Genomic DNA, 24,925 nt, shown 5'->3' with positions numbered 1-24,925 from the left:
GATGATTGATTTGAGGGTTGGTTATGCGAAGTGCAGCACGTCGGCGACGGGCAGACGCGGCTTCTGCGGCCAGTTGCCGGGCCGCTCCGGCCCGACGGTCAACAGCATGACCGGGATTTCGTGTTCGGCCAGGCCGAACTCTTTGTGCACGGCTTCTGCATCGAAGCCGATCATCGGCGTCGAACCCAGGCCTAGCGAGCGGGCTGCATAGATGATGGCTGCGGCGCCGAAGGTAGCGGACCGTACAGCCTCGTCGCGCTGGCGCTGCGGATGATTGTCGTAAAGACCGCGGGCGGGCGCCTCCCATTCCGGGACCATTTGTGCCGGCATGATTCCCGCTTCCACGACTGGCGCCAGGCGGTCAGGGACGGTGCTGGCATCGGCCAACTGGCCGACCATGATGAAGGTGACGGCTGCTTCGGTGATTGCGGGCTGATTCCAGGCAATCGGAAGCAGCCGTGCCTTTGCTTCGGGTGAGCGCACGGCGATGAAGCGCCAGTTCTGCAGATGGAAGGATGTCGGCGCTGACGTGCCGATCCGCACGAGGTCGCGGATCTGATCGTCGCTGAGGACGGCCGTCTAGTCGTAATACTTCGCAGCACTGCGGCTCAGAATAGTTTCGATCACGGCGTTTGTCGGCAACGGCCGCGCCCGCGAACGGGAGGTTTCCCGATCGGCGGCGACAGCGGTTGTAGTGGTGTTGTTCATTGGGGTGCTCCGTTATCAAGTGATGACGGAGCCCAATTTACCGTCTGGAATGATCGTTTCGAGCCTCTATTCGCTCAATTTGGTGCTCAAAAGGATCATTCTGGCGGCGATCCAGACTCATCGCCATTGTGCGCCAGTCGGCGCCATTCGCCTGGTGTCATCCCCATCCTCTCCGCAAATACACGCCGGAAGGCCGAAACCGATTGATACCCGACCGTCTCAGCCACAGCTTCCGTGCTGATCCTTGGCCTCTTGAGCTCGTTGGCCGCCATGCTCATGCGAAGATCGGTCAACAGGTCAAGGGCGGAGCGGCCCAACTTGTCCTGAAATTGGCGCATGAATGTTGCGCGTGACATGCCGCATAGATCGGCGAGGTGGGGAAGCTTCCAGGGTCGCGCCGGATCAGCGAACATCGCCGCAATGGCCGGCGCCAATCTCGGATGGCCAGCAAGGGCCAACAAGCCTTCGGTGGATTTTCCGGATTCGCTCGCGGCGCGGAGAACTAGAGTGAACAAGATCGAAGAAAGCGCGTTCAGAATGGCGCGTCCTCCCGCTCTATCCTCAGCGGACTCCATTCGCATTAAGCTGACCAGTCCGGAAGTTGACTCGATGCCGACGCGATGTCCTCTTCCCCGTGGTTTTTCAGAGCCCGCACGACCAGATTTGCTGGCAGGTAGTTGCGGACTAATCGATCATGGGGTGGCACGACAAAAAATCGTCCGCACAGCAGATCGAGTTGCTCACCCCGTCCATTGTTCTCGCTCAACATCCATCCTGCGGAGCCCCTGCTTTCGTGCGTGTTGATTGGCGTTTTGCCGCTGCCGTCGTGCAGCATATGCGCCGAACCGTGAGGGAGCAGCACGATATCCCCGCTCCCAAGCTCCTGCACCGTTCTTGAATCCGGGTCCTCGAAAATCGCCCGGCCCTTGACTATGACATGGTAGGGGATCTCGTTCGCCGCCGCCCTAGGCCAGATAACACGCCATGGCGCGCCGTAGGCGCAGCGAACCTCGAGTTGGCCGGTAACGGTGATGATTTGCAGGAGATGACTCAACCAGTCGACTTGAGACATAAGACCTCGAGAACCTGAATTGCCACGCAGCATATCGTATTGCGCCGAGCGCGCTTCTGATTACTACGGCCCGGAGATCAGCTCGTAATTTCCAACGATATGTGTCCCTGATCTCTTGCTGCCTCCCAAGGCGGATCAGCAAAGACATGAGAGGGAGAAAGAAGCCGTGAAATTAAAGTGGTTTCAATTGGCGAGAGGATGGACAGAATACCCCTGGCCATTCGCCGCAAGGACCCGGTCGGCAATCATGGAAAACTCGTTATTTGCCGGTGACGAAACCAAGGCCCTCCATGAACCGGCATCCGCAGCGCTGGAACGTCGTGGCCGCAAAGTGCACGGTTGCCTGCGATCGAGCACAACTGAAGCGTGAGCGGCACCAATCGCTACAGCTGCTCGTCGCCACATTGCCGTGGACGGCGCAACAATTCAGTGCTCTTCGGTCTTGAGCCCGCCGACATGCTTTTGGGTGTAGAGCTCGAGGCCGATGCGGCCGATTAGATCGAGCTGGGTTTCGAGGAAGTCGATGTGATGTTCCTCATCGCTCATCAGCTCCTCGAAGAGGTCGCGCGTGACGTAGTCCTTTACGCTGTGGCAATAGGTCGCCGCTTCCTCATAGAGGGCACGCGCGCTCATCTCCGCGGCGAGATCGCAATCGATAATCTCCTTGACGTTCTGGCCGATGCGCAGGGGATCGAGCACCTGCATGTTTGGGAAACCATCGAAGAAGATGATGCGGTCGGTGAGCTTGTCAGCGTGCTCCATCTCCTCGATGGACTCCTTGCGCCAGACCTTAGCCATCTCTAGGAGACCCCAATTATTCAGGAAGCGGTAGTGCAGCCAGTACTGATTAATTGCCGTGAGCTCGTGACGCAGTGCTTTGTTGAGATACTCGATGACTTTCGGGTCGCCCTGCATGATGAACTCCAAGACTTGAGGCCCGTTCTTGACCCTCGCAAGTCTAGAACGATTCTGACGAAGAACAAGCAGACAGGCGTTCTCTGGGCGTGAAACCGAGAGGCGCCTGTCCAGCAAACCAAGGGAACCTAAGGCTATTTTCGACGCGAGTTTGGGCTCATTCATCCTTGGTCCCACACCGCGTTTCGGGTGTTGTTGAAGGCCCCCTCGATCCCCTTCGCTGAATCCATCTGCGCAAGAAGAGCCGTCATCAGCTGACCATGTGGTTCAGCCAGATCTTCGACGACCTGGCCAGGCGCTGCTGAGCTCAGGATGAGCGCGTTCTCAATCGTTTCAATAAGGGCAATCCAATCGACGACCGCCTCGACAGCTCCGGAGTCATCGATCGCAATCGCGTCAACCTGTCCGGAGAGCAGGATCTCTCTGCCTTCGTTGGTCTGGCTTCCGAACAACGGGGTAGCTCGGGGACAAAGCGCGGCCGTAGCGTCGCAACGTTAGCTAAGCGACTTGCCTTGATCTAAGAACGGGATTGAGGACTGTCGCCGCACAATTCTCCCCGCTATGGAAACCATAAGTACTGGCTATTGGAAACTTTCGAGCCGCGCTGCGACCTTGACAGCCACTCAGTCGAATAACGACCAGGACAACCGTTTCAGCCAACACGAGCTGGAGACCCCTGATGTCCGGATCCAATCCGCTGGCTTCCAAACCCGAAGACATTCTCACGTCGCTGCTCGAGCGTTTCACTCCGACAAGGTCAGCGCGATGATGCCAGTGTATGACCCAAAGCCCGTTCTCATCACGAGTGACGGACGAACTACTGCCACCGAAATCGCCGCCCGACTCGAGTGCGATCTCAAGTACGGTTTGCCGCTCAAGGCCAGCGCGCGTCATGTGTACGTTGCCGGCGATTTCGCCCTGATCGTGCTGAATCGGTCAATTGATGGCAAAGGTCTAAGTCGCAAATACGTTGGAGGCTCAGCGAGCGGCGTCGTACGCCGCGCGGATCGACGATGGCAGTACCTGATCGACAACAACCAAAGGACGGCTGTGGCAGCTCTCAGCGATGGAGCCACTCGTCAGCTTGGCACCAATATCACCGCCACCTAGTGAAGCAAATCAACCGGTGAACTCGGACCTGCGCCGGAATTCTTTGGAAGACGACCGATTCGCTACTCGATGCAAAACTTGCCACCAGTGATCAGCCAGTCTCACCGGAGCGGAATGCTCCCGTTGGCATTTTTATCAGCGGTAGTTTCCTTGGTGGTCTCATTCGCCGCTGCGGCCGCTCCGATCCCCCTTTACAACACCTACCGGACAGAAGACGGGTTCTCTAACGCCGGTATTTCGATGGCCGTCGTCGCGTACGCCGTCGGCACCATAACCGCACTGTTGGTACTTGGACGGCTGTCCAATTATCTGGGCCGCCGGGTCACTGCGATCACTAGCCTCGGTCTTCTCCTGCTGGGATGTCTGCTGTTGCTCAATGTGCACGACATCGACACTCTGCTGGCCGGTCGGCTCCTCGTGGGCCTCGGCACAGGGTTGGCTGGCAGCAGTCTGACCTCCTACATCGTCGATGCGGCACCCAGCAGACCGGAATGGTTGGCGTCCGTTGTCACCAGCCAAGGACCGATGCTCGGCGTCGCTATCGGCGCCATAGCATCCGGTGCGCTTGTTGAGTTCGGCCCCTGGCCGCGCGAACTCATCTATCTCGTCTGCATTTGCTTCCTATTACTGTCTGTTGCACTCGTCGCAATCAGTCCGGAAACAGCAACTCCAACTCCGGGCGCTTGGCGATCGCTGTTACCCCAGGTCAGCGTACCGGCGCGGGTCAGGCATCTGCTCCCTGTCGCGGCGGCGGTGTTTCTGGCCACTTGGGCCAGCGGGGGCTTCTACCAAGCGTTCATGCCTGCGCTTGTACAAGATGAACTCCACACCCGCAGCCCGTTGATCCTCGGGCTAGTGTTCGCTGCCTATATGACCCCCAGCGTTCTCGGCGCTCCCATTGGTGGCTGGTTCACATCCGCGGTAGCCCAACGCGTCGGTATGATCACCTTCGTGGCCGGAATGATCGGCATCAGCACTGCAATCTTAACCGGCACACTGGTGTTGTTCATCACCGCGACCATGGTTGCCGGTGCCGGCCAGGGCATCGCCATCAGCGCCGCCACACGCGGCTTGCTGCACGGCAGCACACTCGCCGAACGGGCACCAATCTTCAGCGCAATCTACCTTCTCTGCTACAGCGGCGCCGCCTTCCCGAGCCTCATCTCCGGGCAACTTTCCAACCTGTTCTCGCTTCCGCAGATCACGCTCGGATACGGCGGACTTGCCGCTGTGGCCACCCTATTTACCCTTCTCGGTGCGCGCAATCCGCACACCGACAGAACCGGGAAGAGCACGTCCGACGGCTCGACCGCTAGCGGTTCACCAGTACAGGGAACAGTGTCATGAGAATCGTCCTGTCCTGGGCGCCGCTTTATCCAGATTGAAGCGCAGATTATCGCCGCAACATACCCAGCAATGAGACGAACGACAGAGGAGATCATTCCCATGAAAGCGATCGTTGTGACGGACCAGGCTGCTGGAACGGCCGGGATGAAGCTGGTGGAGCGACCGGAGCCGCAGGCAGCGATAAATGACGTCGTCGTTCAGGTTCATGCGTCTGGATTCACCTCGGGCGAGCTGACGTGGCCTTCGACCTGGACCGATCGCCTCGACCGTGACCGGTCGCCGACGATTCCGGGCCAGGAGCTGGCAGGTATTGTCACCGCTCTCGGCTATGGCACGACCGGACTGTCGGTAGGACAACGGGTGTTCGGTCTCTCGGACTCGTATCGCAGCGGCACCCTGGCCGAGTATGTGGCAGTGGAGGCACGCAATCTCGCTCCGCTGCCAGGCGACGTCGAGTTCTCGGTGGGGGCGGCCGTGGCGATGCCGGGCCTGACTGCTTGGCAGGGACTGTTCGTGCACGGTCGCCTTCAGGCGGGGCAGAGCGTTCTCGTGCACGGCGCGGCCGGCGCGGTCGGCTCGATGGTGACGCAGCTCGCACGAGAGGCCGGTGCCTACGTCATCGGCACGGGACGTGCCGCCGACCGTCAGAAAGCGCTCGACTTCGGCGCGCAGGAGTTCGTCGACCTCGAGAACGGCGATCTCGAAGGCGTCGGCGGAGTCCATCTGGTTTTCGACGTCATCGGGGGCGAGATCGGTAAGCGGTCCGCCGGCCTGGTTCGAACCGGAGGAACGTTGGTAACCATCGCCGGGCCGACCGAAGCGCGGCCTGTCGACGGCTTGGCGATCGACTTTGTTCTGGTGTCCGATCGCGCGCAACTGGGTGAGATCGTCCAGCGGGTACGGGACGGACGACTGCGTACAAACATCGGCAACATCGCGACCCTTGACGAGGCAGTCGCCGCCTTCAATCCGACGCGGCGGATCAGCGGGAAAACGATCATCCGAGTTCGTCCGTGAGGAAGCAGCGAAGGCGAGCGATTCTCCCCTCACACATGCATTGTCGGCGCTTTCCCCGGGCCGGTGCGTGGGGCAGGCAATGCCCATCCATCTCGTCGTCTCTCAGCTGATGTCCAAGGTCGTGCCTGGGTACCCATGCTAGCTCGGCTCGCATCCTGGCGGAGAATTCGCCGTTGCCCCGGCCCGGCGCGGCCCGCTTATCTAGGAGGAAGAAAGTGACTGTTGATCATGCAATCTTTGCGCGCTGGCCGGCGCAGTATCCCGATCGGCTGCAACTCTTTTCCACTTCCACGCCCAACGGAGTGAAGGTCGGCATCATGCTTGAGGAAACGAGCCTTCCTTACGAGCCGCACCGGATCGACATCATGGCAAACGAAACCCACGACCCGGCCTTTCTGGCGCTCAACCCCAACGGAAAGATTCCCGCAATCTACGACCCTGATGGGCCTAGCGGAACACCGCTCGCGCTGTTCGAATCGGGCGCGATCCTCCTCTACCTTGCCGACAAGACCGGGCAATTCATCTCAGCCGATCCAAACACCCGCTACGAAACGATCCAGTGGGTGATGTGGCAAATGGGCGGAGTCGGGCCGATGTTCGGCCAAGTCGGGTTTTTCAACAAATTCGCCGGTAAGGCCTATGAAGACAAGCGCCCGCGCGACCGCTACGCGACCGAATCAGCGCGGCTGCTCGGTGTCCTGGACCAACGGCTGGCGGGCCGGGACTGGGTGATGGGGGCCGACTACAGCATCGCCGACATTTCGCTGCTCGGCTGGGTGCGCAATTTGATCGGCTTCTACGAAGCACGCGATCTCGTCGGCTTCGACCGCTTTCTTCATGTGCAGGCGTGGCTCACCCGTGGCCTCGCTCGGCCGGCGGTGCAACGCGGGCTGCAAGTGACAGCTGGCTAGAAGCGCTCGCGAAGAACAAGGAGATGGTATCTATGATTGAAATCACTGCCGACATGGAGGCAATCATCAAGCAGGCGATATTGTCGTTTGTGGCGACAGTCAACGAGGATGGAACGCCAAATCTTTCCCCGAAGGCATCTTTGACGGTAAGAAACGGCGTTCTGTACTTCGCTGACATCGCCTCGCCTCGGACGATATTGAACTTGGAGCGCAATCCCGCTGTCGAAATTAACGTAGTCGACATCTTCCAGAGGCGCGGCTACCGATTCAAGGGCCGTGCGTTGATACTGCCGCCAGAAGATGGCGAGTCCTTGATGATCGCCGACTGGGTTCGGGCGACGAATGGCCTAGAGTATCCTGTCGATCACGTTGTCAAAATCGAAACCACTTCAATCAGCCCGTTGCTATCTCCAGCCCATGTCTTCGCGCGCCCTCCTCGAAGTCAGGATGAAATCAGGAGCACCTACTATCAAAAGTACGGTGTGAAGCCCATCGGGGCATAAGTGCGGGCTCCGCAAAAAAAGACCGGTCGGTACCCAGAGGTAGAAAGTCCGCGAACATCCGAACCACTATCTCGATCGCCCGCGGAGCGCAGCCTTATCGATGGCCGCCCCTGGCTGATGTGAGTTCGGGCGCGAGGCTGCTCGCTGTCTACTGCCTAGACACCGATGACAAGGCGCTTACCGCGCTCATCAAATGACCCCCTTAGGACTTAAGAGGAGCGAAAGTCTTTCGTCGTAGGGCGGAAGCGGTCCATGCCGTCGAATTTAACCTGCGACGCCTCAATCGCGACGGTGGGAGCTTCCATGGGCGCGTTTACGAAGTTTCTTTCTTTACTTTCTACTGGACGTGCTTGCAGCTCCTCGGTGGCGTTTCGAAACAATATGACTGTCCCGCGACCGTCGAGGAAAAGTAACCTGTGGAGATAGTGATCGGCGGCATAGGCATCATTAGCTCGAAGATCGTTCTATTCCAGGGCATGACATCGTCGCGGCGTCGTGGGCATCCACATCGTCACTGGAGATGGCCAAAGAGCCACGGCGGGCGCACAGGTGGTCATCTGTATGTCGCTGACGTGACAGCTTAGCTGCCGCCTACGGCGAATACTTCGCTCCGACCAGAAAACTGATCATGACCGCCTTGGTCGAGCTCGGCCGCGCTTATCTCATCCCAGTCTTGGCGAGTTTCCTCATGCCGGCCTGGACCCAAGCAAATTGACTCCTCGCGGATCGAGCGCGGAGTCGCGGAACTATTTGAGGAACAAAATCGGCCCCGGGGACCCTAAGCGCCCCTGCCATCCCTTTTACCGAGCACGCAGCGCCATGCTGCGAGGCGCTCGGTCGGATGCTGATTCATCCAGTCGGCAAGCTGCGGTGCGCCCATCAGGCAGGACTGCATCGAGATGTCAGCGAAGTTCGAGGTGGTGACGGTCTGCTCGTGGCAATTTGCGGGAGAAGACAAGCTGCAGAGTACGGCAATGATCGCGATCATGATGCGCCCCCATCGCCGTGATCGATGTCTGCGTCCACGCGCACGTGGCTTGCGCATGCATTGTCCGGCTGGTCGCAGGCGCATTCAGACGGCGGGAAGACGCTGTCATAAATCGCTCGAGCTTCTCGAACAAGGCGAGCTCGCTCTCGCTCCGACCTTGGAGCAAATCGAATGACATCACCCATGTTTCACTCCTATCACAGTACATTATCGTACTATTTAGCGATTTAGGTTCGTTGACGTCGATTTGGGCACCGGAGCAGTAGTAAACGAGGGGCAAGAACAAGTAACGGATCGGATGTTGTAGGCGTCAGTCGTTTGGCCCGGTCGAGTTAGTACGCTATAGCGCTGCTTCCCACCGTGCGCCCCGAGCGATCCGTGTAGATGTAGAGCGGCCGCGCCGTGCCCTCCACGACCTCGCGGGAAATCACGACTTCTTCCACACCTTCCAGGCCCGGCAGGTCGAACATGGTCTCGAGCAGGATCGCTTCGAGGATCGAACGCAGACCACGCGCGCCGGTCTTGCGCTCGATCGCCTTGCGGGCGACCGCGCCAAGCGCCTCGTCGGCGAACGTCAGCTCGATGTTCTCCATTTCGAACAGCCGCTGGTACTGCTTCACCAGCGCGTTCTTCGGCTCGGTCAGGATCTTCTCCAGCGACGTCTCGTCCAGATCCTCCAGCGTCGCCACAACGGGCAGACGACCGACGAACTCGGGGATGAGGCCGTACTTCAAGAGATCCTCAGGCTCGACGTGACGGAAAATCTCGCCGGTACGGCGGTCTTCCGGCGCCATGACCTGGGCGGCGAAACCGATCGAGGTGGACCGGCCGCGCGCCGAGATGATCTTCTCGAGGCCGGCGAACGCACCGCCGCAGATGAACAGGATGTTGGTGGTATCCACCTGCAGGAATTCCTGCTGCGGATGCTTGCGGCCGCCCTGCGGCGGGACCGAAGCCACCGTGCCCTCCATGATCTTCAGTAGCGCCTGCTGCACGCCCTCACCCGACACGTCGCGCGTGATCGAGGGATTGTCGGACTTGCGGCTGATCTTGTCGATTTCGTCGATGTAGACGATGCCGCGCTGGGCGCGCTCGACATTGTAGTCGGCGGCCTGCAGCAGCTTCAGGATGATGTTCTCGACGTCCTCACCGACATAACCGGCTTCGGTCAGCGTGGTCGCATCCGCCATCGTGAACGGCACGTCCAGGATGCGGGCGAGCGTCTGCGCGAGCAGCGTCTTGCCCGAGCCGGTCGGACCGATCAGCAGGATGTTCGACTTCGCGAGCTCGACGTCGTTGTGCTTGGTCTGGTGATTGAGGCGCTTGTAGTGGTTGTGCACCGCGACCGACAGGACCTTCTTCGCATGGCTCTGGCCGATGACGTAATCGTCCAGGACCTCGCAGATTTCCTTCGGCGTCGGAATGCCGTCGCGCGACTTGACCAGCGAGGACATGTGCTCCTCGCGGATAGTGTCCCTGCAGAGCTCGACGCACTCATCGCAGATAAAGATCGTGGGACCTGCCACCAAATTGTGGAGTGTAGTGTTGGTGATTGAGTGAACTGCCATGGCGGCCTCAAACCAGATCCAGGGGGTTGTCAACGGGAATACGATCATCTGCTGCCCCGCGCCCATTGTCATTGCCAGAGAACAGTAGGGGTCAACCGCCGCATTTCGGCGCCAACAGATCGTTGAAAATATTGATCGCGGAATCGAGCGCAGTTAACACCCTCGCGCCGTCGACGCCGCCAGCAGCGGCTTGCCGCAGCATCGCGGACTGATAGAATGAGGCGACGTAGACGCGGCAAGCCTCGTCTTTGTCGGCCGCATTGGCGGGTTTGCTGTGCACCGTCGCCAAGGCCGCGCGAGCGGTGTTAACATCCTTGTTTAAGTTGGACTCTGCGGCAGGCCCGGCATTCGTAGATGCAATGATCAGAGCAGAGGCGACGAGAACAGTGATTCTTCTCATGATCAGGCTCCAGAATGGCAGGTGTTGCGAGGGACTTACATTTCGGCCGGGCGATAACGCATCCAGGTCTTTCTTTGATCTCCGTTGCGCCAAGCCTAAGGCGATTGTCACGAGCGGCTCAATTGAGCGCCGGTTGAGCTCGGGCACCCAAAAGGGCGCGGGACGACGATCCGAAGGTTTAATGCACTCGAACAAATCGTAGAGTTCGTCCGCTTCGGCATCCTGCGACTGCTTTCCTTCCGTCGGACGCCCGCAACCATGCGGGATTTGCTTCGCAATCAGGCTCGCACCTTCGCGCGAAACCGATTTTCGGCCCGTGCACGATGAGCGAACGATGATAGGTTCCATATTTTCGATGAGGCCGGTTGAAAGAAAAACTACATTTCGTCTTGGAGTTGCCAGCCGACCGTCGCTGGAAGGGCTGAGGCACGCCTTCCCGCGGGAGAGGGCGCACTCGTCGATGACGATCGGCTCAATGGAACTTTCGGATCAGATTCGTGACGCGGATTTTCGCCTCTAGCTGGCCCTTAAGCGGCGGCGGCCGTGGCGGGTACGGCGGGCAAATCCCTCATTCTTCCTAAAATGAAGAAGGATCAATCATACGGCTTCCGAGGGTACTCGCGGCCCTCCGGACTACCTACGAGAGCACGGCGCGCCCGACACGCTCTCGGACTTCGCGCACCGCTCGGTGATCGTCAGTCCGGCCCACTCATCGCCGACCTTCTCCTTTACGCAAAGACGTGTCACCTCTGTGCGCGTTGAGAGCCAGCTCGCGATCACCACCAGCGAAGGAGCCACAGCAAGCGCCGTAGCCGGGCTAGGGTTTGCCGCGTCGGACGAAATCAGCGTGCGGGCAGAGCTGGAGACTGGGCAGCTCGTACGGATGCTGCCCGAATGGGATTTCGGCTCGATCGAACTGAATGCGCTCTTCGTGAGGGGGAAAAGACCATAAAGCCTGCCGCAGGGCATTTGCCGATTCCTCGTCAGGGAGCTCCGCCCACCTCGCTGCGCACTAGCCCGGCTCTCAGAGCTCCAGAAAGCGTGTCCGTGCGTCCAAACCAATAGACTGAGCCGTTCCAACGTGTGCATGCAAGTGGCATCCACAGTGCCGTCATTTCGGCGCCCCCCGTCACGGCGTCAAGTGCATAGACAGGAGCAAGTTATCGGAGACCCATGGAGCTTCATCAAGTTCGCTATTTCCTCGCGGTCGCATCCACGCTTAACTTCACCCGCGCGGCGGAGCAGTGCAACGTAACACAGCCCGCTTTGACCAAGGGGATCCAGAAGCTGGAGCAGGCACTCGGGGGCCCGTTGATTTATCGTGAGCGCCAGCTGACGCAGCTCACCGACCTCGGGAAGGAGGTTCTTCCGATGCTGGCGCGCACACTGGCCTCGGCAGAAACGGCACGTCGCAGAGCTAAAGAATTTCAACGCAAGGAGGTCGCGCCACTCAAGATAGGCCTCGCCCCCTCTATCTCGGCTTCGCTCATTCTCGATCTGGTCACTGAGATTGCAAGGTTCGTCGCGGGACTTAATGTCGAGCTGTGCGAGGGCACGTCGGAGAAGCTCATCGACCTGCTGCTTGAGGGGGAGATCAGTGCCGCAATCGTCGGGGACGTGCAGGACATACCCACCCGCATCGACGACTGGTTGCTCTTCGAAGAGCGCTACGTCGCGGTTCTGGCGCCGACACACCAGCTCGCAAATCGCCCCTCGATCGGAATTGACGACCTCCGCGAGACCGTCTTGCTGGAGCGCGTCGGATGCGACGTCCTCCCAAAGATTCAACGGTTGTATTTCCCCAAGGAACCGCCGCATCTGGGCCACCGCAGCGGTCACGACTTGCACCTCCAGTACCTGGCCGCCGCTGGCTTCGGCGTGGTACTCGCGCCCGAGCACATGCCATGCCTTCCGACGCTCAAGACTATTCCGCTCGAAGGCGACCCGATTTCGCGGGAGGTGCGGCTGCTGGCCGTGCAGGGGCGCCGCTACTCGCCGGCACTGGACGCTTTTATCAAAGTCGCGCGGTTTCGAGACTGGTCGATCGAAGTCCGCCAGAAGGAAATGCCGCATGTAAGGCTCCCAGAGATGGCGAGCGCGCCCGCACGGGCGAGCACGCGGAAGGCGAGCGGCTTACAGCGCATCGATCCCACAGCCAGAGACCTTACGCGGTGCAAACGAGCTAAGACGCTCGCCTGCGTCCGTCCCGACCCGAGGGAGCACTGAGTTGATCGAGCTCGCGTGTCATAACAAGGCGCAATGAGCTCGCCGGCGGCGGCGCTAACGCTCTTGCGGACGAATGATTCTCACGCGGCATCGGATTGCTCGATCGCATCTTCAGTCGGAGCAGCCCTTGAGGACCGTGCGCTCTGCGCTTTGGAGCGGTATTCTGAAGGGTCGCTGCCGTAGTACCGACGAAAACTGCGCGTAAAGCTGCTCCGGCTCTGGTAGCCGACGTTTAGGGCGACCTGGTCGATCGATAGCGCGTTGGCTGAGAGCAGGTCAGCAGCGAGGCGCATCCTAAGACGGCGCAGGAGAGACATGGGCGCCTCACCGAAGGCAGTTGAGAAGCGCGCCATGAAAGCTGAGCGGCTGAGACCGACGGCCTGGGATAGACTTTGTACGGTGTGCGGAAAGGAGGGGCGCGAGGCCATCTCGGCGAAAGCTCGTGCGATCGGCGGGTCGCTTAAGATCGCGAAGCGCTCGACCCACGCTTTCGTCGAGACTAGGCAACGTCGAAGCAGCGCGAGCAACACGAGCTTCAGCAGCGCCGCCGACATTGGCCCCACACCGACGTCCTGGGCCGCGAGCTCGGCTATTGCGCAGGCTATCACTTGGTCGAGTTGGTCATGTACGTCGAACGTCTCAACAATGGGCGTTGCAAGGGATGCGAACAAGTCCAGTGCTGGGCCATAGGTGGCTCGAAACGTGCCGCACGCAAGCGCCAGTGTCGGCTTGCCATCGCCGACGGTGTGCCGGTACGACGAGCCGGGCACGAAGAGGCCGTCGTCGCCCTTGCCGACCTTCCGCAGTAGGGTCGGACGCTCCGTGGCGACAATTGTCATTGCTCGTCCAGGCGGGACTATCACCAGTGTATGCGGCGTCAGGCGGATGGGCGTTTCACCCTCCAGGAGAATGAACCCGACGCCTCGAAGACAGTAGTGGATGGTGGTGGCATCCGCGCAGGCGACGGCCAGGTGAGCCCCCGTCGCAAGCACGCATTGCGATAGTCTGACGAAGGTGACGTCCAATGTGGTCATCAACTTGTCGAGGTCTTGTCGCGATATACGCCAGAATGGCTCACCTGCCACGTCCAAAACGCCTCTATGTTACTCAGGTTCATGAGCTCAGCGCGGGCGGCGAGAGGACGCATCTCGCAAGCAGCCAATCTCGCAACCGAGCGAAGGGTTCTTCCGCGCCTTAACCTGATCTGGGATTTTGATTGGTTCGGTCTTCGTTGCCTCCGACTAAACACGCAGGACAAGTAGCCACTTGCGGCTGACCCAGTAGTGGTGACAGCCGAATTAGATATATTCAGCTGTAACATGAATGAGCCCGCTGAGCGTCTCAACGACTTGGGAACATTATGAATTCGCGTGAACGCACGCCGACGCGCGTCAGGAAGCCCCGGGCCGCCATCGCAACAGCTGGCTTCGTCACGGACCGATCGTACGCACGGCTGTCGGACCCGCAGGTCGTGATGTGACCGCGGACTGCTCGACCCCCCTAGCAACTCGTATGCGACGAATCGTAAGGCGGTCAGGATGGGCACGTTCCAGATCAAAAGCCGCGCGCAGGTAAGTATTACCGCGGTTCAAGCCGCGCACTTGTCGCGATCTCGTCGTTTCGGTCGCGATCGTCACGCCGAAGTCAATCCGGGCCGATTTGGTGCTTCCCTACCTGCTTCCCTGCGAAGCGCTGGAGCCGGATCCAGGCTCGCTGGAAGGAGTGCTCGCGCATGACGTTTCGAAGCAACCCAACGGGAAAGAGTGATCGCGAATTGCCATTTTTGTGTCGTCCTACGCCACGCCCACAGACCTCTTGGATGATATCTCACGCCTATCGAATGCATGTCCAAAAGGAATTTCTCATTTTGTCCCCTGTATCCGATCTTTCGGTGTGGCGGGCGGTCGAGCGCATGCGGCCGTCCCGTTAAGGACTGAAACTATCGCGCGATTCGCCGTGACGCGCGCGGCCAGCGAAGGATGCGCGATGAAAGTACCAATGTAAGCCCGGCTGTAGCCGCGCGGATCTGGTCTGCTCGGCGCCACCCGCCTCGACTCGGAGACGATCTCAACGATTTCGCGCAGCCGCGCCACCTCTGATCCCGATAAAAAAAGGATGTTCGTAATGAACAGCGCAGGAACACTTCGTGCGATTGTCGCGGCGCTCTTGTTTGCGGGAGCCGCCGCCAATCCAGGCCACGCGCAGGACGCCGCGCACGGAAAGACAATCTTCCAAGCTTGCGCAACGTGCCACGCTACGGATCAGGCCAATCGTGTGGGGCCTGGCCTGGGAGGAATCGTCGGCAGAAAGGCGGGTACGGCTCCCGGGTTCCCCTACAGTGACGCGATGAAGAAGTCCGATATTGTGTGGGATACGAAGATCCTCGATGCGTATTTGGAATCGCCCCAGAAGGTAGTTCCCGGAAACAAGATGCCCTACGCAGGGCTGAAGAACCCGACGGACCGGGCTGACCTCGATGCCTATCTTGCGACGTTGAAGTAGCGGATCGTTGGGCGAGACCTTGGCAGGGCACGGCCCAGTTGAACGTCTAAGCATCTTTTTACTGCCGCCTCGTCTGCGCAGGCAACCGAATTGCCTGATCACGTGTCTGATGAGCGAACGTGGAAAGAAAAATCCGGAACAAGCGGCCTGAGCCGCGCAGCCGCCGACATGATCTGGGCGGACTGACAGTAGCCGCACTGCGCCACCTCCAGCTCCGGCCATGCCTTCTGTAAGGCCGCACCCTGCGGCGCCTGGCCGATCGCCTCGATCGTGGTGACCGCGCTATCGCCAACGCTGTCGACCAGTGTTTGGCAGGAGCGGACCGGCTGGCCGTCGACATGCACGGTGCAGGCGCCGCACAGCGCCTGGCCGCAGCCGAATTTGGTGCCGGTCATACAGAGCACATCGCGGAGCACCCACAGCAGCGGGGTGGCTAGGGCTGATAAGACGCAGGCGGTCGACCCGGACCGCGCCGGCCGAATGCATGCATCAAGGGGCACGGGTCCTACGGACGAACGCGGATGATAGTCTTCCCCTTGCGTCGCTCGGTCCGGTTGAAAGAAGCGACGGCATCGTCGAGGGTCGCGATGTTGCCAACGTTCGTCCGCAGTCGCCCGTCCCGTACCCGCTGGACGATCTCACTTAGTTGGGCGCGATCGGACTCGACGACGAAATCGACTGCCAAGCCGTTGGCGGGCCGTTCCTCGCTTGGCCCGACGATTGAAACAAGGGTTCCTCTGGCTCGAACCAGCCGCACCGACCGCTTTCCGATGTCGCCGCCGAAGACATCGAAAACCAAATCGATTTGGCCGACGTCTTCCAAAACATCGTTCTCGAGGTCGACGAACTCCTGAGCGCCGAAGTCGAGCGCCTTCTGACGGTCGGCAGCGCGTCCGGTGCCGATGACATAGGCGCCGGCCTCTCGCGCGAGCTGGGTCACCATCGAACCGACTACGCCAGCCGCACCGTGCGCCAGGACGCTCTGCCCCGCCTGAAGGCGGCCGTGCTCGAACAGTCCCTGCCAAGCAGTCAGGCCCGGCATCGGCAGGCTCGCGCCCACGGTGAAATCGACGTCACCCGGGAGCGCCGCGAGGTTGCGCGCCTCGACCGCGACATACTCAGCCAGTGTTCCGTCGCGATACCAGTCCGTGAGGCCGAAAACCCGCTGTCCCACCGACAGCCCCGTCGTGCCATAGCCGAGCGCGGTGACCACTCCGGCCAACTCGTGCCCAGGGATCGACGGTGTTCGGTCATGATCGAAGCGATCGGCCCAGGTCGGTGGCCACGTCAGCTCATCCCACGTGAAACCCGACGCACGAACCTGAACGACGACGTCGTTTATCGCTGCCTGTGGCTCGGGCTGCTCCACCAGCTTCATACCGGCCGTTCCCGCAGCCCGGTCCGTCACAATGATCGCCTTCATGGGAATTCTCTCCTCGGTAATTTGCCTCTTCGGCGGCGGCCGTTCTGGCTTCATCTCGGCGTAACCGCAACTCACTCCGCCGCGGCGGCCATCGCGTGCGTCGGCTTGCCCTCATCCGCTCCTTCCGCGAGGTTGCGCACGACCATGTAGAAGATCGGCGTGAAGATTAGGCCGAACAGCGTAACTCCGAGCATACCGAAGAACACGGCGACGCCGACGGCCTGGCGCATCTCCGATCCGGGTCCGGTGGAGACGACGAGCGGCAGCACGCCGAGGATGAAAGCGAACGAGGTCATCAGGATCGGCCGCAGTCGCAACCGGCAAGCCTCGATCACCGCTTCCAGGCGCGGTTTACCCTCAAGCTCGATGTCCCGCGCGAACTCGACGATCAGGATCGCGTTTTTGGCCGCAAGTCCTACCAGCACCACGAAGCCGATCTGGGTCAGGATGTTAATGTCCTCGCCCATGATGCGCACGCCGATGGTGGCCGCGAAGAGGCACATCGGCACGATCAGGATCACCGCGAGTGGTAGCGTCCAACTGCCGTACTGCGCCGCCAGCACCAGATAGACGAACAGCACACAGATCGGGAACACATAGAGCCCGGCATTGCCACCCGTCACCTGTTGATAGGACAGATCGGTCCATTCGAAAGAAAAACCGCTCGGTAATGTTTTGTCGGCCAATAGCTTGATGGTGTTGAGCGCGGTCTTCGAGCTCACGCCTGGCGCCGGCTCGCCCTGCAGCTCGGATGCTGAGTAGAGATTGTAGCGCGCGACACGATCGGGCCCGGAGATATCCTTGAAGTCCACTACGCTCCCCAGCATAACCATGTCACCGGCCGCGTTGCGGGTACGCAGCCGCGCCAAATCAGAGGCCTCTCTTCGGAATGGCAGATCGGCCTGCGCGGTGACATGATAGGTCCGCCCAAACAGATTGAAATCGTTGACATAGGTCGAACCGAAGTAGGTTTGGATCGTGTCGTTAATGCTGGCGATGGGAACACCGAGCTTCTGCGCCCTCACGCGATCGATGTCGACGAATAGCTGCGGCGTATTCGCCGTGAACGGTGAGAACACCGACGTTAGGTTTGGCGACTTCCGCGCGGCGGCCACGAGCTCGTCCGTGGCAGCTCCGAGCAGCTCGGGACCGCGCCCCTGTCGATCCTGGATGCGGATGGCGAAGCCGCCGCCGGTGCCGATGCCTGGCACCGCAGGCGGTGGGATGACGATGATGAAGGCGCCCTGGATCGCCGACAGCCGCTTTCGCAGATCCGCAGTGATCACGCTGGCAGTCAGGCCCTTCCTAACTCGCGCCTCGGGGTCGTCGAAGACGGGGAACAGTGCCGCGGCGTTGCCCGCCTGCGTGCGGGTCGCGCCGGAGAAGCCAGCAAACGCCGCGACACGGATGATCCCTGGCGTATCCAGCGCAATTCGCTCGATTTCCCGCACCACCGCGGTGGTCCGCACCAGCGACGCGGCGCCCGGCAATTGCACCGAGATGATCAGATAACCACGATCCTGCGCCGGGATGAAGCCCTGAGAAGTGGTGGCGAGCAGCCAGCCAGCACCGCCGATCAGCGCGAGGTAGATCGCCAGCATCACCACCGTGTGTCGGATCACGAAGGCGGTGGCGGCCGCGTAGCCATGCGCTAGGCGCTCGAAGATGCAATTGAAAAGCACGGTGAAGCCGTCCCAACCCCGTGCAACGATGTTCCAGCGCGCCATTGGACGTTTCTGCTCATGCGGAGTAAGAATTCGGGAGGCCAGTGCTGGCGACAGCGTTAGCGAACAGAAGCAAGAGATCGCGGTCGCGACCGCGATTGTGACGGCGAATTGCTGGAAGAATCGCCCGGAAATGCCGCCGAGGAACGCGGTCGGCACGAACACCGCACAGAGCACGAGGGCGATCGAGACCAGCGCGCCGCCGACCTCCTCCATCGTCTTGAGAGCCGCCTCGCGCCGGCTCATACCTGCCTGGAGATGTCGCTCGACATTCTCCACAACCACGATGGCGTCGTCTACCACGATGCCGACCGCAAGTACGAGGCCGAATAGCGTAAGGTTATTGATGCCGAAGCCGAGCACCGCCATCGCTGCAAATGTGCCGACCAGCGACACCGGGATCGCAACAATTGGGATGATCGCAGGCCGCCAACCTTGAAGGAACGCCAGCACCACGATGACCACGAGCGCCATCGCCTCGTAAATCGTCTTGATCAGCTCATGAACCGATTGGGCGATGAATTCGGTCGGATTGTAGCCGATATTGTAGTCGAGCCCCTTTGGGAAGCTCGTCTTGAGCTGCACCATCGTGTCGGAGATATGTTTCGCGGTGGCGAGCGCGTTCGATCCGGGCCGCTGCGTCACCACCATCGCAACGGCTGACTTTCGTAGTATGAAGCTGTTGGTAGTGTAGGCCAGCGCGCCAAGCTCGATCCGCGCAACGTCGCGCAGCCGTACGGTACGGCCGTCGGAACCAGCCTTCACCACGATGTCCTCGAATTGCCTGATATCCTTGAGGCGCCCAGTGAAGACCAGGTTCGGCTGGAATGCGCGATCCGCAATCGGTGGCTCTGCGATCTGGCCGCCCGCGATCTGCAGGTTTTGGGCCCGGACCGCGGCAATGACGTCGCTTGAGGTCATACCGAGATTGGCGATCCGGTCAGGATCGAGCCACAACCGCATCGAATAGTCGCGCGCGCCAAACATCTGGATGTCGCCAATGCCATCGAGCCGCAGAAGCTGGTCGCGCACCTGCAACAGCGTATAATTCGATATGTAGAGCTGGTCGAAGCTATCGTCAGGCGACAGCATGAACACGACCATCAGGATGTCGGGTGAGTTCTTACGGGTGACTACTCCGTTGCGCTGCACCTCCACCGGCAGCCGCGGCTGCGCGATCGCGACGCGGTTCTGCACCAGCACTTGGGCCTTGTCGAGATCGGTGCCAAGCTTGAAAGTCACGGTTATCGTGAGCTGGCCGTTGGAGGTCGCCTGGCTGTACAAGTACAGCATGTCCTCGACCCCATTGATCTCCTGCTCGATGGGAGCTGCGACCGTATCGGACACAGTCTGTGCCGAGGCGCCGGGGTATTGCGTGGTGACCGTAACCGTAGGCGGCACTACCTGCGGATATTCAGAGACGGGCAGCGTCTGGTACGCGATCGCGCCCACAATCAAGAGCACGATCGACAGCACCATCGCCAGGATGGGCTGATTGACGGAAAGACGTCCGAGATTCATGACTTACTGCCGCTGATCTCGACGCTGCGCGGGCTCACCTTAGCGCCAACGCGTGCTCGCTGGAGGCCGTCGATGATGACACGATCCTCCGGCTTCAGGCCTGTGCGAACAACGCGCAGTCCCTGATCCAACGGACCGAGTTCAACCGCACGCGCTTCCACAGTGTTGTCATCCTTGACCACGAACACGATCTTGCGCGACTGATCGGTCGCGATCGCTACATCTGGCAAAAGAAGCGCCTCATAGGGCGAGGAGCCAATTAGCCGCACGCGGCCGAATTGGCCGGGCAGGATGGATAGATCGTGGTTCGGGATGATCGCGCGGCTGCGAAGCGTGCCGGTGGAGACGTCGAGCCGGTTGTCGATGAAATCCATATGGCCGTCGTGCGATGGTTTGGTCTCGCCGGTCAGCGCCACCTGCACTGGATTAGGCGTATCGCGTGAGCTCGGCCGCTTACCCTCGAACCACAGTTTGTTGTTCTTAAGATAGGTCGCCTCGTCAACGTCGAAATATACGTACATTGGGTCCATTGAAACAATCGTGGTAAGTAGCGTCGAGCCGCCGTTGTCGCTCCCCTGCACGAGGTTGCCGACGCTCACAAAATGGCGGCTGACGCGGCCGGTTATCGGTGCCGCCACATGCGTGAATTCGACATTAAGCTGGGCGGCCTTTAGCGCGCCTTCGGCAATAGTCTCAGCGGCGTGAGCGGCCTCCAATGCCGCGCGACGCTGGTCGACGACTTGCTCGGAGACAGCACTGGTCTTTACGAGGATGAGCCCGCGCTCAAGCTCGCGCTTGGCCAGCTCTGTCTTGGCTCGCGCATCGGCGAGCTGACCGTCCGCTTGGGTCGCCACCGCCTCGAACGGGCGAGGGTCGATGATGTAGAGCAGATCGCCGGCGTGCACCAAGTCGCCGTCTTTGAACTCGACACTGGTGACAAAGCCACCGACGCGGGCACGGACTTGCACCTCCTGGATCGCTTCGAACCTGCCGGTGAACTCGTCCCAGTCGGTGACGGTGCGTTTGACCGGTTGCGCCACCGTAACGGACGGCGGAGGCACGACCACCTGCGATTGCGCCTTCTCGTTGCAGCCCGCGAGCGTAAGCGCAAGTAGCATGCAGATCGATGCGCCAACGCATCTGCGAAAGCGACGAAACGGACGTCCGATGAACTGGATCGCCACAGCCATTCTTTCAGCTGCGCTCACTTCCGGCTCTCCCAAACGAGCTAGAACGCCGCATTGACTGAGACAGGTATCTTGCGGCCTTGCAAAGTTTGCGGTCATGTTCGATCGATACAAAGGCAATTACCGCACGAACAGCACCAATGTCTTGGAAGTAGATAACTTGGCTGACGGCACCGCCAAGAGACGCGACAGCCTCAATTGCGCCGCTGCATTGCATGTCGACTCTCCAATAGCATCGTGTTCCGCGTGTCGGTTCAGTGTTGAACGTTACGACACGAAGATGCTTTAGAGAGTGACCCTGCAGCACGGCGAAGGGAAATTACAATTCGACATCGACTTGATAAACGATGGTTATTTCTGCTTTCCGATTGGCATGATTATGTAGTCGGAATGCACGACCACACCGCACGCTGAGCCCGGCGCTTCGTTTCAGCAAAGGCTTCTGAGCCGCGTTGTCGGTGACTCCGCAATGAACGCCGTCACGACACGCACGCCGTTGCCGCGACTTAGGTCGCGAGCCCGAACAGACGCTCATCAGTTATCTGCGTGAGCGACACGCATTATGAACAGTAAGGTCAGCCATTCATGATAACTCAAATACATTTTTGCCGGCTAGCGACTCATCGGCGAATTGAGCATCTTGCGTGCTAGGATCCGCCGTTTCTATCAGGACATGCTTGCCTTCGGCGGAAGCTTCGACTGACGCTACCTTCCGCTCTTGCTATGCACCGGTCGAACATTCAATAGCTCAATCAAGACGGTAATTGCTCGAAAGAGACACTTCGCCCAGCAATGAACGCTTGATCGGAACCGATGCACCACGCGAGACAATACTCGAAGGCCCTCCCTGTCTCGGAGGTCGTCTCGTAACCGGTTTCTTAACCGTGACTCCGTAGGTTGAGGATGGACGCAATTGTTCGCGAGCAAAATCGTAGGAGGCGTCTCGAGAAGCGCTATAGCTATGTCGCCCTTGCGCCGGCGGCAGCGGCGATTTGTTATCCATTTCTGCTCAAAGCTTTCCATGCTATCGTCGGCACGCAAGGCGTAAGCCTGCCACCCTTCGCAATCGCCTGCGCGACTTGTGTTTTGATCGTTGCGTTCGTGGTGCCGTTCCTCGGGATCGCTCTGGCTTGTCGACCATCGTCCGATTCCGGTTCAAGACGCCTCGCCTATGCGAGCGTTGTCTCGCCGACGCTCTATGTGTTTCTCGGCGTTGTGCAAGCCCTAATCAAGGGCCCTATTCCCGATGAGGTTATCTGGTGCGCGATCTGGCTCGCAATCGCGAAATGGTCGCAGTCTGCACGAGGTCCGGTTGAATCAGCTGAGCCTGTGGTCGGAAGTTGGCGGGTTGTCCACGGAGTAACGGCCGTGGTCCTAAGCCTATATGTGATGTTTCATCTCGCGAACCATCTGTTCGGCTTGATAGGTCCTGATGCGCACACCGCAGTGATGAAGATCGGACGCGTGGTTTATCGCTCTGCCGTAGGTGAACCTGTGTTGGTTGCAACGATGCTTTTCCAGATAGGGACCGGCCTCCTTCTGGCGTGGCGCTGGAGCGCCTCGGCGCATAATTTCCAGAGGACCTATCAGGTCGCTTCGGGTGCCTATCTCTCCGTCTTCATTCTCGGCCACATGAATTCGGTCTTCGTCTACGCACGAAGCTTTCTCGGCATACCCACGGATTGGAACTTCGCGATCGGAGCTCCGACTGGGCTCATTCATGACGCTTGGAACATCCGTCTGCTCCCTCACTACGCGTTCGGCGTCTTCTTTGTCTTGAGCCACCTCGCTTCAGGATTAAGGGTGGTTCTGATCGCGCACGGTGTCGATCAACGTACTGCCGGTCGACTTTGGGGTGTCTGCATCGCTATAAGCGCCGTCGTAGCATCAGCGATAATCGCCGGAATGTCTGGAATCAGAATCGGTGCATTCGCTTCGTGAGTTTCGACCACAAAATTGCCTGGCATACGCCTTTTTCAGCGAGGCCCGTGGAAACCATACGTCTCATCGTGTGGCGCTGCCAAGCTATGACTACGATCCGGCGATCGCCGATGGGACCTGACGGAGAAGTCCCGACCCGCTTCCGATTACGCTCCATTGCCCAGGTCATCGGCACTTGCGGTGCTGCAGCTACCCTATAAGCAATCTAAGGCGTGCTATCGCATTCTCCTACTGACGAGACTACCCGCTTCGGAAGATGGTGAAGAAGGCAAACGAGAACGCGGCAACGCTGCTGAAGCCGACATCTGCCGCGACGCGCGAGATTGAACGCCCGACCCAGAGTTGATCGATGGCAAAAGCTATTCTTGCTCTTCGGACTAGCTAGGCCGAGATCATAGCACGATCTTTTGTTTGGTTGCAGGAATGACCTTCGCCCTGATGGGAGCTGCTAGAGCAACGTTCGCCAACTTAGATAGCTTCCAAAACCGGAATGCCAGCACTTCGTCGAAAGTGTTGCCGTTATCTGACTAGGTGAGCCGCTGCAGACGTCGTGGCGGAACCCTAACCAACCACGCAAAACTTTCCTGAATCATGTCCCCCGCGAAGCGCCATCCAGACACGTGCGCCATCCATCGATCTCCCAGCTAATCCCCCGCTGCTTTGCTGCTTTCAATTTTTTGCCAAAGATTTGAGGTGGCGGACAAAACCGAGCACATCGTCGGGCATCAGACGGCCGATCGCGCGGGTCGAATAGACGGCCGTCACCACTTGGCCTTCCGGGTTCAGGACGAAGCCGGTTGCCTGGAGACAGACGGGATCGTCATTAACGAAGGCGTCGGTCACCGCGGAAACTGCTCGCGCGTCAGCACCGTAAGCGACGGGGAAACCGATTTTGTGCTTTTCGACGAGCATTTCCGACTTTTCCCGGTCGTCTACCGATACCGAGACGACCTTGATGCCTTCACCGACGAATTTGTCTGCCGCTCGCGCGAAAGCAGCGAGCTGAGCGTTGCAGTACGGGCACCAGGAGCCACGATGGAATAAAACCACGCCGAACCAACCTGCAAGATCGGCAGGCAGGCTGATTTTTCCGCCCCCGACGCGAGCGAAGGTAAGAGATGGAAAGGTGTCGCCGTTTTGCAGCATCATAATTGGCCTCACTGTTTGAACCGCAAGGCGCTCAAATCGCCCGCGGCTTCCTCAAGAACGGCCCCGCATCCGGTGACCAGGTCTCTTCGCTGATCCCATCTCCGGAAGGCGCGCCGATTCGATGGGCTCGTTGCTTCGCATTATCGAGCCGCCTAGCTTCTCAAGCCGACATTGTATGTCGGTCGCAGGATCGAATTATACGACGTTAGCTCGGAGATTGACCAAAGGACGTCGGCAACGCAAAATTGATTGTCGCCATAAAATCAATAAACGATAGTTATAGTCACTCGCGCAGTGCGCCCCCGAGCCAGATGCCAGTGGCGGCGTCTGCAGAAACCCGCCGCCTCGGCAATCGATCAACGTCCCGGCCTGCGGCAAACGGCCACCTATCCACTCCTGGACTGACATTGCATGGCGCCAATGACGTCATGTGTAGCGTTGACGTGGCACACCTAATTCTCCAGGTGCGTGCGGCACGCGGGCTCCTCTCGCGTCGGACCTCATCAGCACAATGGACGCGCTGGAATGGAAACCATAACAGTCAGACATTTTCCCGCGAGGTGACGTCAGCTTAGCATCGCTCAAGCGAGCCCAACGTTCCAACACGAGTTTCAGATAACATTTGAAATAGCCAGTCTCGTGACGACCTCTTCCCGCCCGTTATATCGGATACGATCGTGATTTTCCTACGAGGATCATCATCTTTCCGACTT

General features: G+C 59.7%; 20 protein-coding genes and 3 pseudogenes. 9 read left to right on the top strand and 14 right to left on the bottom strand.

The window, feature by feature from the left end; translation table 11 throughout:
• Positions 1–21: 21 nt before the first annotated feature.
• The 4 genes and pseudogenes from XH87_RS13945 to XH87_RS13930 all read right to left on the bottom strand — a co-directional run bounded on the left by XH87_RS13945 (position 22) and on the right by XH87_RS13930 (position 3,147).
• Positions 22–708, bottom strand: a pseudogene (locus tag XH87_RS13945) (nitroreductase family protein).
• A gap of 95 nt (positions 709–803) precedes the next feature.
• Positions 804–1,780, bottom strand: a pseudogene (locus tag XH87_RS13940) (AraC family transcriptional regulator).
• Between the two features lie 426 nt (positions 1,781–2,206).
• Positions 2,207–2,695 (bottom strand): bacterioferritin, encoded by a 489-nt coding sequence (gene bfr / locus XH87_RS13935; protein ID WP_271587723.1) that lies wholly within the window; start codon positions 2,693–2,695, stop codon positions 2,207–2,209.
• Between the two features lie 161 nt (positions 2,696–2,856).
• Entirely contained in the window at positions 2,857–3,147 is a 291-nt protein-coding gene (locus XH87_RS13930; protein ID WP_271587722.1) for a hypothetical protein, read from the bottom strand.
• A 160-nt stretch (positions 3,148–3,307) separates the two neighbouring features.
• Between XH87_RS13930 and XH87_RS13925 the strand changes: the two genes are divergently transcribed.
• The 5 genes from XH87_RS13925 to XH87_RS13905 all read left to right on the top strand — a co-directional run bounded on the left by XH87_RS13925 (position 3,308) and on the right by XH87_RS13905 (position 7,583).
• Positions 3,308–3,805 carry a hypothetical protein gene (locus XH87_RS13925; protein ID WP_271587721.1) on the top strand — a complete coding sequence of 166 codons (498 nt, stop codon included), beginning with the start codon at positions 3,308–3,310 and terminating at the stop codon, positions 3,803–3,805.
• 114 nt (positions 3,806–3,919) lie between these two features.
• Positions 3,920–5,152 (top strand): MFS transporter, encoded by a 1,233-nt coding sequence (locus XH87_RS13920; RefSeq protein ID WP_271587720.1) that lies wholly within the window; start codon positions 3,920–3,922, stop codon positions 5,150–5,152.
• Between the two features lie 99 nt (positions 5,153–5,251).
• Entirely contained in the window at positions 5,252–6,169 is a 918-nt protein-coding gene (locus tag XH87_RS13915; RefSeq protein ID WP_271587719.1) for an NADP-dependent oxidoreductase, read from the top strand.
• 215 nt (positions 6,170–6,384) lie between these two features.
• Positions 6,385–7,080 (top strand): glutathione S-transferase N-terminal domain-containing protein, encoded by a 696-nt coding sequence (locus XH87_RS13910; RefSeq protein WP_271587718.1) that lies wholly within the window; start codon positions 6,385–6,387, stop codon positions 7,078–7,080.
• Positions 7,081–7,112: 32 nt separating this feature from the next.
• Positions 7,113–7,583, top strand: coding sequence for a pyridoxamine 5'-phosphate oxidase family protein (locus XH87_RS13905; protein WP_122401530.1), 471 nt, complete (start codon positions 7,113–7,115; stop codon positions 7,581–7,583).
• Positions 7,584–8,361: 778 nt separating this feature from the next.
• Here the strand turns inward: XH87_RS13905 and XH87_RS13900 are convergent.
• The 4 genes from XH87_RS13900 to XH87_RS13885 all read right to left on the bottom strand — a co-directional run bounded on the left by XH87_RS13900 (position 8,362) and on the right by XH87_RS13885 (position 10,887).
• Positions 8,362–8,571 (bottom strand): hypothetical protein, encoded by a 210-nt coding sequence (locus XH87_RS13900; RefSeq protein WP_271587717.1) that lies wholly within the window; start codon positions 8,569–8,571, stop codon positions 8,362–8,364.
• Positions 8,568–8,756, bottom strand: coding sequence for a hypothetical protein (locus tag XH87_RS13895; RefSeq protein ID WP_271587716.1), 189 nt, complete (start codon positions 8,754–8,756; stop codon positions 8,568–8,570). The genes XH87_RS13900 and XH87_RS13895 overlap by 4 nt, the downstream gene beginning before the upstream one ends.
• 147 nt (positions 8,757–8,903) lie before the next feature.
• Positions 8,904–10,139, bottom strand: a complete 1,236-nt coding sequence (gene clpX / locus XH87_RS13890) for an ATP-dependent Clp protease ATP-binding subunit ClpX (protein ID WP_271587715.1) — start codon at positions 10,137–10,139, stop codon at positions 8,904–8,906.
• A gap of 91 nt (positions 10,140–10,230) precedes the next feature.
• Positions 10,231–10,887: a hypothetical protein gene (locus XH87_RS13885; RefSeq protein WP_271587714.1), complete on the bottom strand. Its 657-nt coding sequence runs from the start codon at positions 10,885–10,887 to the stop codon at positions 10,231–10,233.
• A 244-nt stretch (positions 10,888–11,131) separates the two neighbouring features.
• Between XH87_RS13885 and XH87_RS36775 the strand changes: the two genes are divergently transcribed.
• The gene (locus tag XH87_RS36775) at positions 11,132–11,491 is read left to right on the top strand and encodes a LysR substrate-binding domain-containing protein (RefSeq protein ID WP_442868274.1); all 360 of its coding nucleotides are present in this window, start codon (positions 11,132–11,134) and stop codon (positions 11,489–11,491) included.
• A 221-nt stretch (positions 11,492–11,712) separates the two neighbouring features.
• Positions 11,713–12,765, top strand: coding sequence for a LysR family transcriptional regulator (locus tag XH87_RS13880; protein ID WP_271587713.1), 1,053 nt, complete (start codon positions 11,713–11,715; stop codon positions 12,763–12,765).
• An 80-nt stretch (positions 12,766–12,845) separates the two neighbouring features.
• Here XH87_RS13880 and XH87_RS13875 read toward each other — a convergent pair whose 3' ends face one another.
• Positions 12,846–13,799, bottom strand: a complete 954-nt coding sequence (locus XH87_RS13875) for an AraC family transcriptional regulator (protein WP_271587712.1) — start codon at positions 13,797–13,799, stop codon at positions 12,846–12,848.
• Between the two features lie 1,090 nt (positions 13,800–14,889).
• Between XH87_RS13875 and XH87_RS13865 the strand changes: the two genes are divergently transcribed.
• Complete coding sequence (locus tag XH87_RS13865) at positions 14,890–15,267, top strand: c-type cytochrome (protein WP_271587711.1); 378 nt, start codon at positions 14,890–14,892, stop codon at positions 15,265–15,267.
• A 149-nt stretch (positions 15,268–15,416) separates the two neighbouring features.
• On the opposite strand, the pseudogene XH87_RS13860 reads toward XH87_RS13865, so the two are convergent.
• The 4 genes and pseudogenes from XH87_RS13860 to XH87_RS13845 all read right to left on the bottom strand — a co-directional run.
• Positions 15,417–15,749, bottom strand: a pseudogene (locus XH87_RS13860) ((2Fe-2S)-binding protein); the annotation flags it as partial.
• 23 nt (positions 15,750–15,772) lie between these two features.
• Positions 15,773–16,690, bottom strand: coding sequence for an NADP-dependent oxidoreductase (locus tag XH87_RS13855; RefSeq protein ID WP_271587710.1), 918 nt, complete (start codon positions 16,688–16,690; stop codon positions 15,773–15,775).
• Positions 16,691–16,761: 71 nt separating this feature from the next.
• Positions 16,762–19,935 carry an efflux RND transporter permease subunit gene (locus XH87_RS13850; RefSeq protein WP_271587709.1) on the bottom strand — a complete coding sequence of 1,058 codons (3,174 nt, stop codon included), beginning with the start codon at positions 19,933–19,935 and terminating at the stop codon, positions 16,762–16,764.
• The gene (locus tag XH87_RS13845) at positions 19,932–21,053 is read right to left on the bottom strand and encodes an efflux RND transporter periplasmic adaptor subunit (protein WP_271587804.1); all 1,122 of its coding nucleotides are present in this window, start codon (positions 21,051–21,053) and stop codon (positions 19,932–19,934) included. Before XH87_RS13845 ends, XH87_RS13850 begins: the two co-directional genes overlap by 4 nt.
• A 972-nt stretch (positions 21,054–22,025) precedes the next feature.
• Here XH87_RS13845 and XH87_RS13840 point away from each other — a divergent pair.
• Complete coding sequence (locus XH87_RS13840) at positions 22,026–23,063, top strand: hypothetical protein (RefSeq protein ID WP_271587708.1); 1,038 nt, start codon at positions 22,026–22,028, stop codon at positions 23,061–23,063.
• Between the two features lie 669 nt (positions 23,064–23,732).
• Here the strand turns inward: XH87_RS13840 and XH87_RS13835 are convergent.
• Complete coding sequence (locus XH87_RS13835; RefSeq protein ID WP_271587707.1) at positions 23,733–24,212, bottom strand: redoxin domain-containing protein; 480 nt, start codon at positions 24,210–24,212, stop codon at positions 23,733–23,735.
• Between the last annotated feature and the right edge of the window lie 713 nt (positions 24,213–24,925).

This window comes from Bradyrhizobium sp. CCBAU 53415, assembly GCF_028128735.1.
Taxonomy (GTDB): Bacteria; Pseudomonadota; Alphaproteobacteria; order Rhizobiales; family Xanthobacteraceae; genus Bradyrhizobium.
This window is presented reverse-complemented; position numbering and strand designations above follow the sequence as displayed.

What these genes read in the sequence shown, in the direction of transcription:
- bfr (WP_271587723.1), bottom strand. Translation starts at nt 2,695, where the DNA reads ATGCAGGGCGACCCGAAAGTCATCGAGTATCTCAACAAAGCACTGCGT.
- XH87_RS13920 (WP_271587720.1), top strand. Translation starts at nt 3,920, where the DNA reads ATGCTCCCGTTGGCATTTTTATCAGCGGTAGTTTCCTTGGTGGTCTCA.
- XH87_RS13915 (WP_271587719.1), top strand. Translation starts at nt 5,252, where the DNA reads ATGAAAGCGATCGTTGTGACGGACCAGGCTGCTGGAACGGCCGGGATG.
- XH87_RS13905 (WP_122401530.1), top strand. Translation starts at nt 7,113, where the DNA reads ATGATTGAAATCACTGCCGACATGGAGGCAATCATCAAGCAGGCGATA.
- XH87_RS13900 (WP_271587717.1), bottom strand. Translation starts at nt 8,571, where the DNA reads ATGATCGCGATCATTGCCGTACTCTGCAGCTTGTCTTCTCCCGCAAAT.
- XH87_RS13895 (WP_271587716.1), bottom strand. Translation starts at nt 8,756, where the DNA reads ATGGGTGATGTCATTCGATTTGCTCCAAGGTCGGAGCGAGAGCGAGCT.
- clpX (WP_271587715.1), bottom strand. Translation starts at nt 10,139, where the DNA reads ATGGCAGTTCACTCAATCACCAACACTACACTCCACAATTTGGTGGCA.
- XH87_RS13885 (WP_271587714.1), bottom strand. Translation starts at nt 10,887, where the DNA reads ATGGAACCTATCATCGTTCGCTCATCGTGCACGGGCCGAAAATCGGTT.
- XH87_RS13880 (WP_271587713.1), top strand. Translation starts at nt 11,713, where the DNA reads ATGGAGCTTCATCAAGTTCGCTATTTCCTCGCGGTCGCATCCACGCTT.
- XH87_RS13875 (WP_271587712.1), bottom strand. Translation starts at nt 13,799, where the DNA reads ATGACCACATTGGACGTCACCTTCGTCAGACTATCGCAATGCGTGCTT.
- XH87_RS13865 (WP_271587711.1), top strand. Translation starts at nt 14,890, where the DNA reads ATGAACAGCGCAGGAACACTTCGTGCGATTGTCGCGGCGCTCTTGTTT.
- XH87_RS13855 (WP_271587710.1), bottom strand. Translation starts at nt 16,690, where the DNA reads ATGAAGGCGATCATTGTGACGGACCGGGCTGCGGGAACGGCCGGTATG.
- XH87_RS13850 (WP_271587709.1), bottom strand. Translation starts at nt 19,935, where the DNA reads ATGAATCTCGGACGTCTTTCCGTCAATCAGCCCATCCTGGCGATGGTG.
- XH87_RS13845 (WP_271587804.1), bottom strand. Translation starts at nt 21,053, where the DNA reads ATGCTACTTGCGCTTACGCTCGCGGGCTGCAACGAGAAGGCGCAATCG.
- XH87_RS13840 (WP_271587708.1), top strand. Translation starts at nt 22,026, where the DNA reads ATGGACGCAATTGTTCGCGAGCAAAATCGTAGGAGGCGTCTCGAGAAG.
- XH87_RS13835 (WP_271587707.1), bottom strand. Translation starts at nt 24,212, where the DNA reads ATGATGCTGCAAAACGGCGACACCTTTCCATCTCTTACCTTCGCTCGC.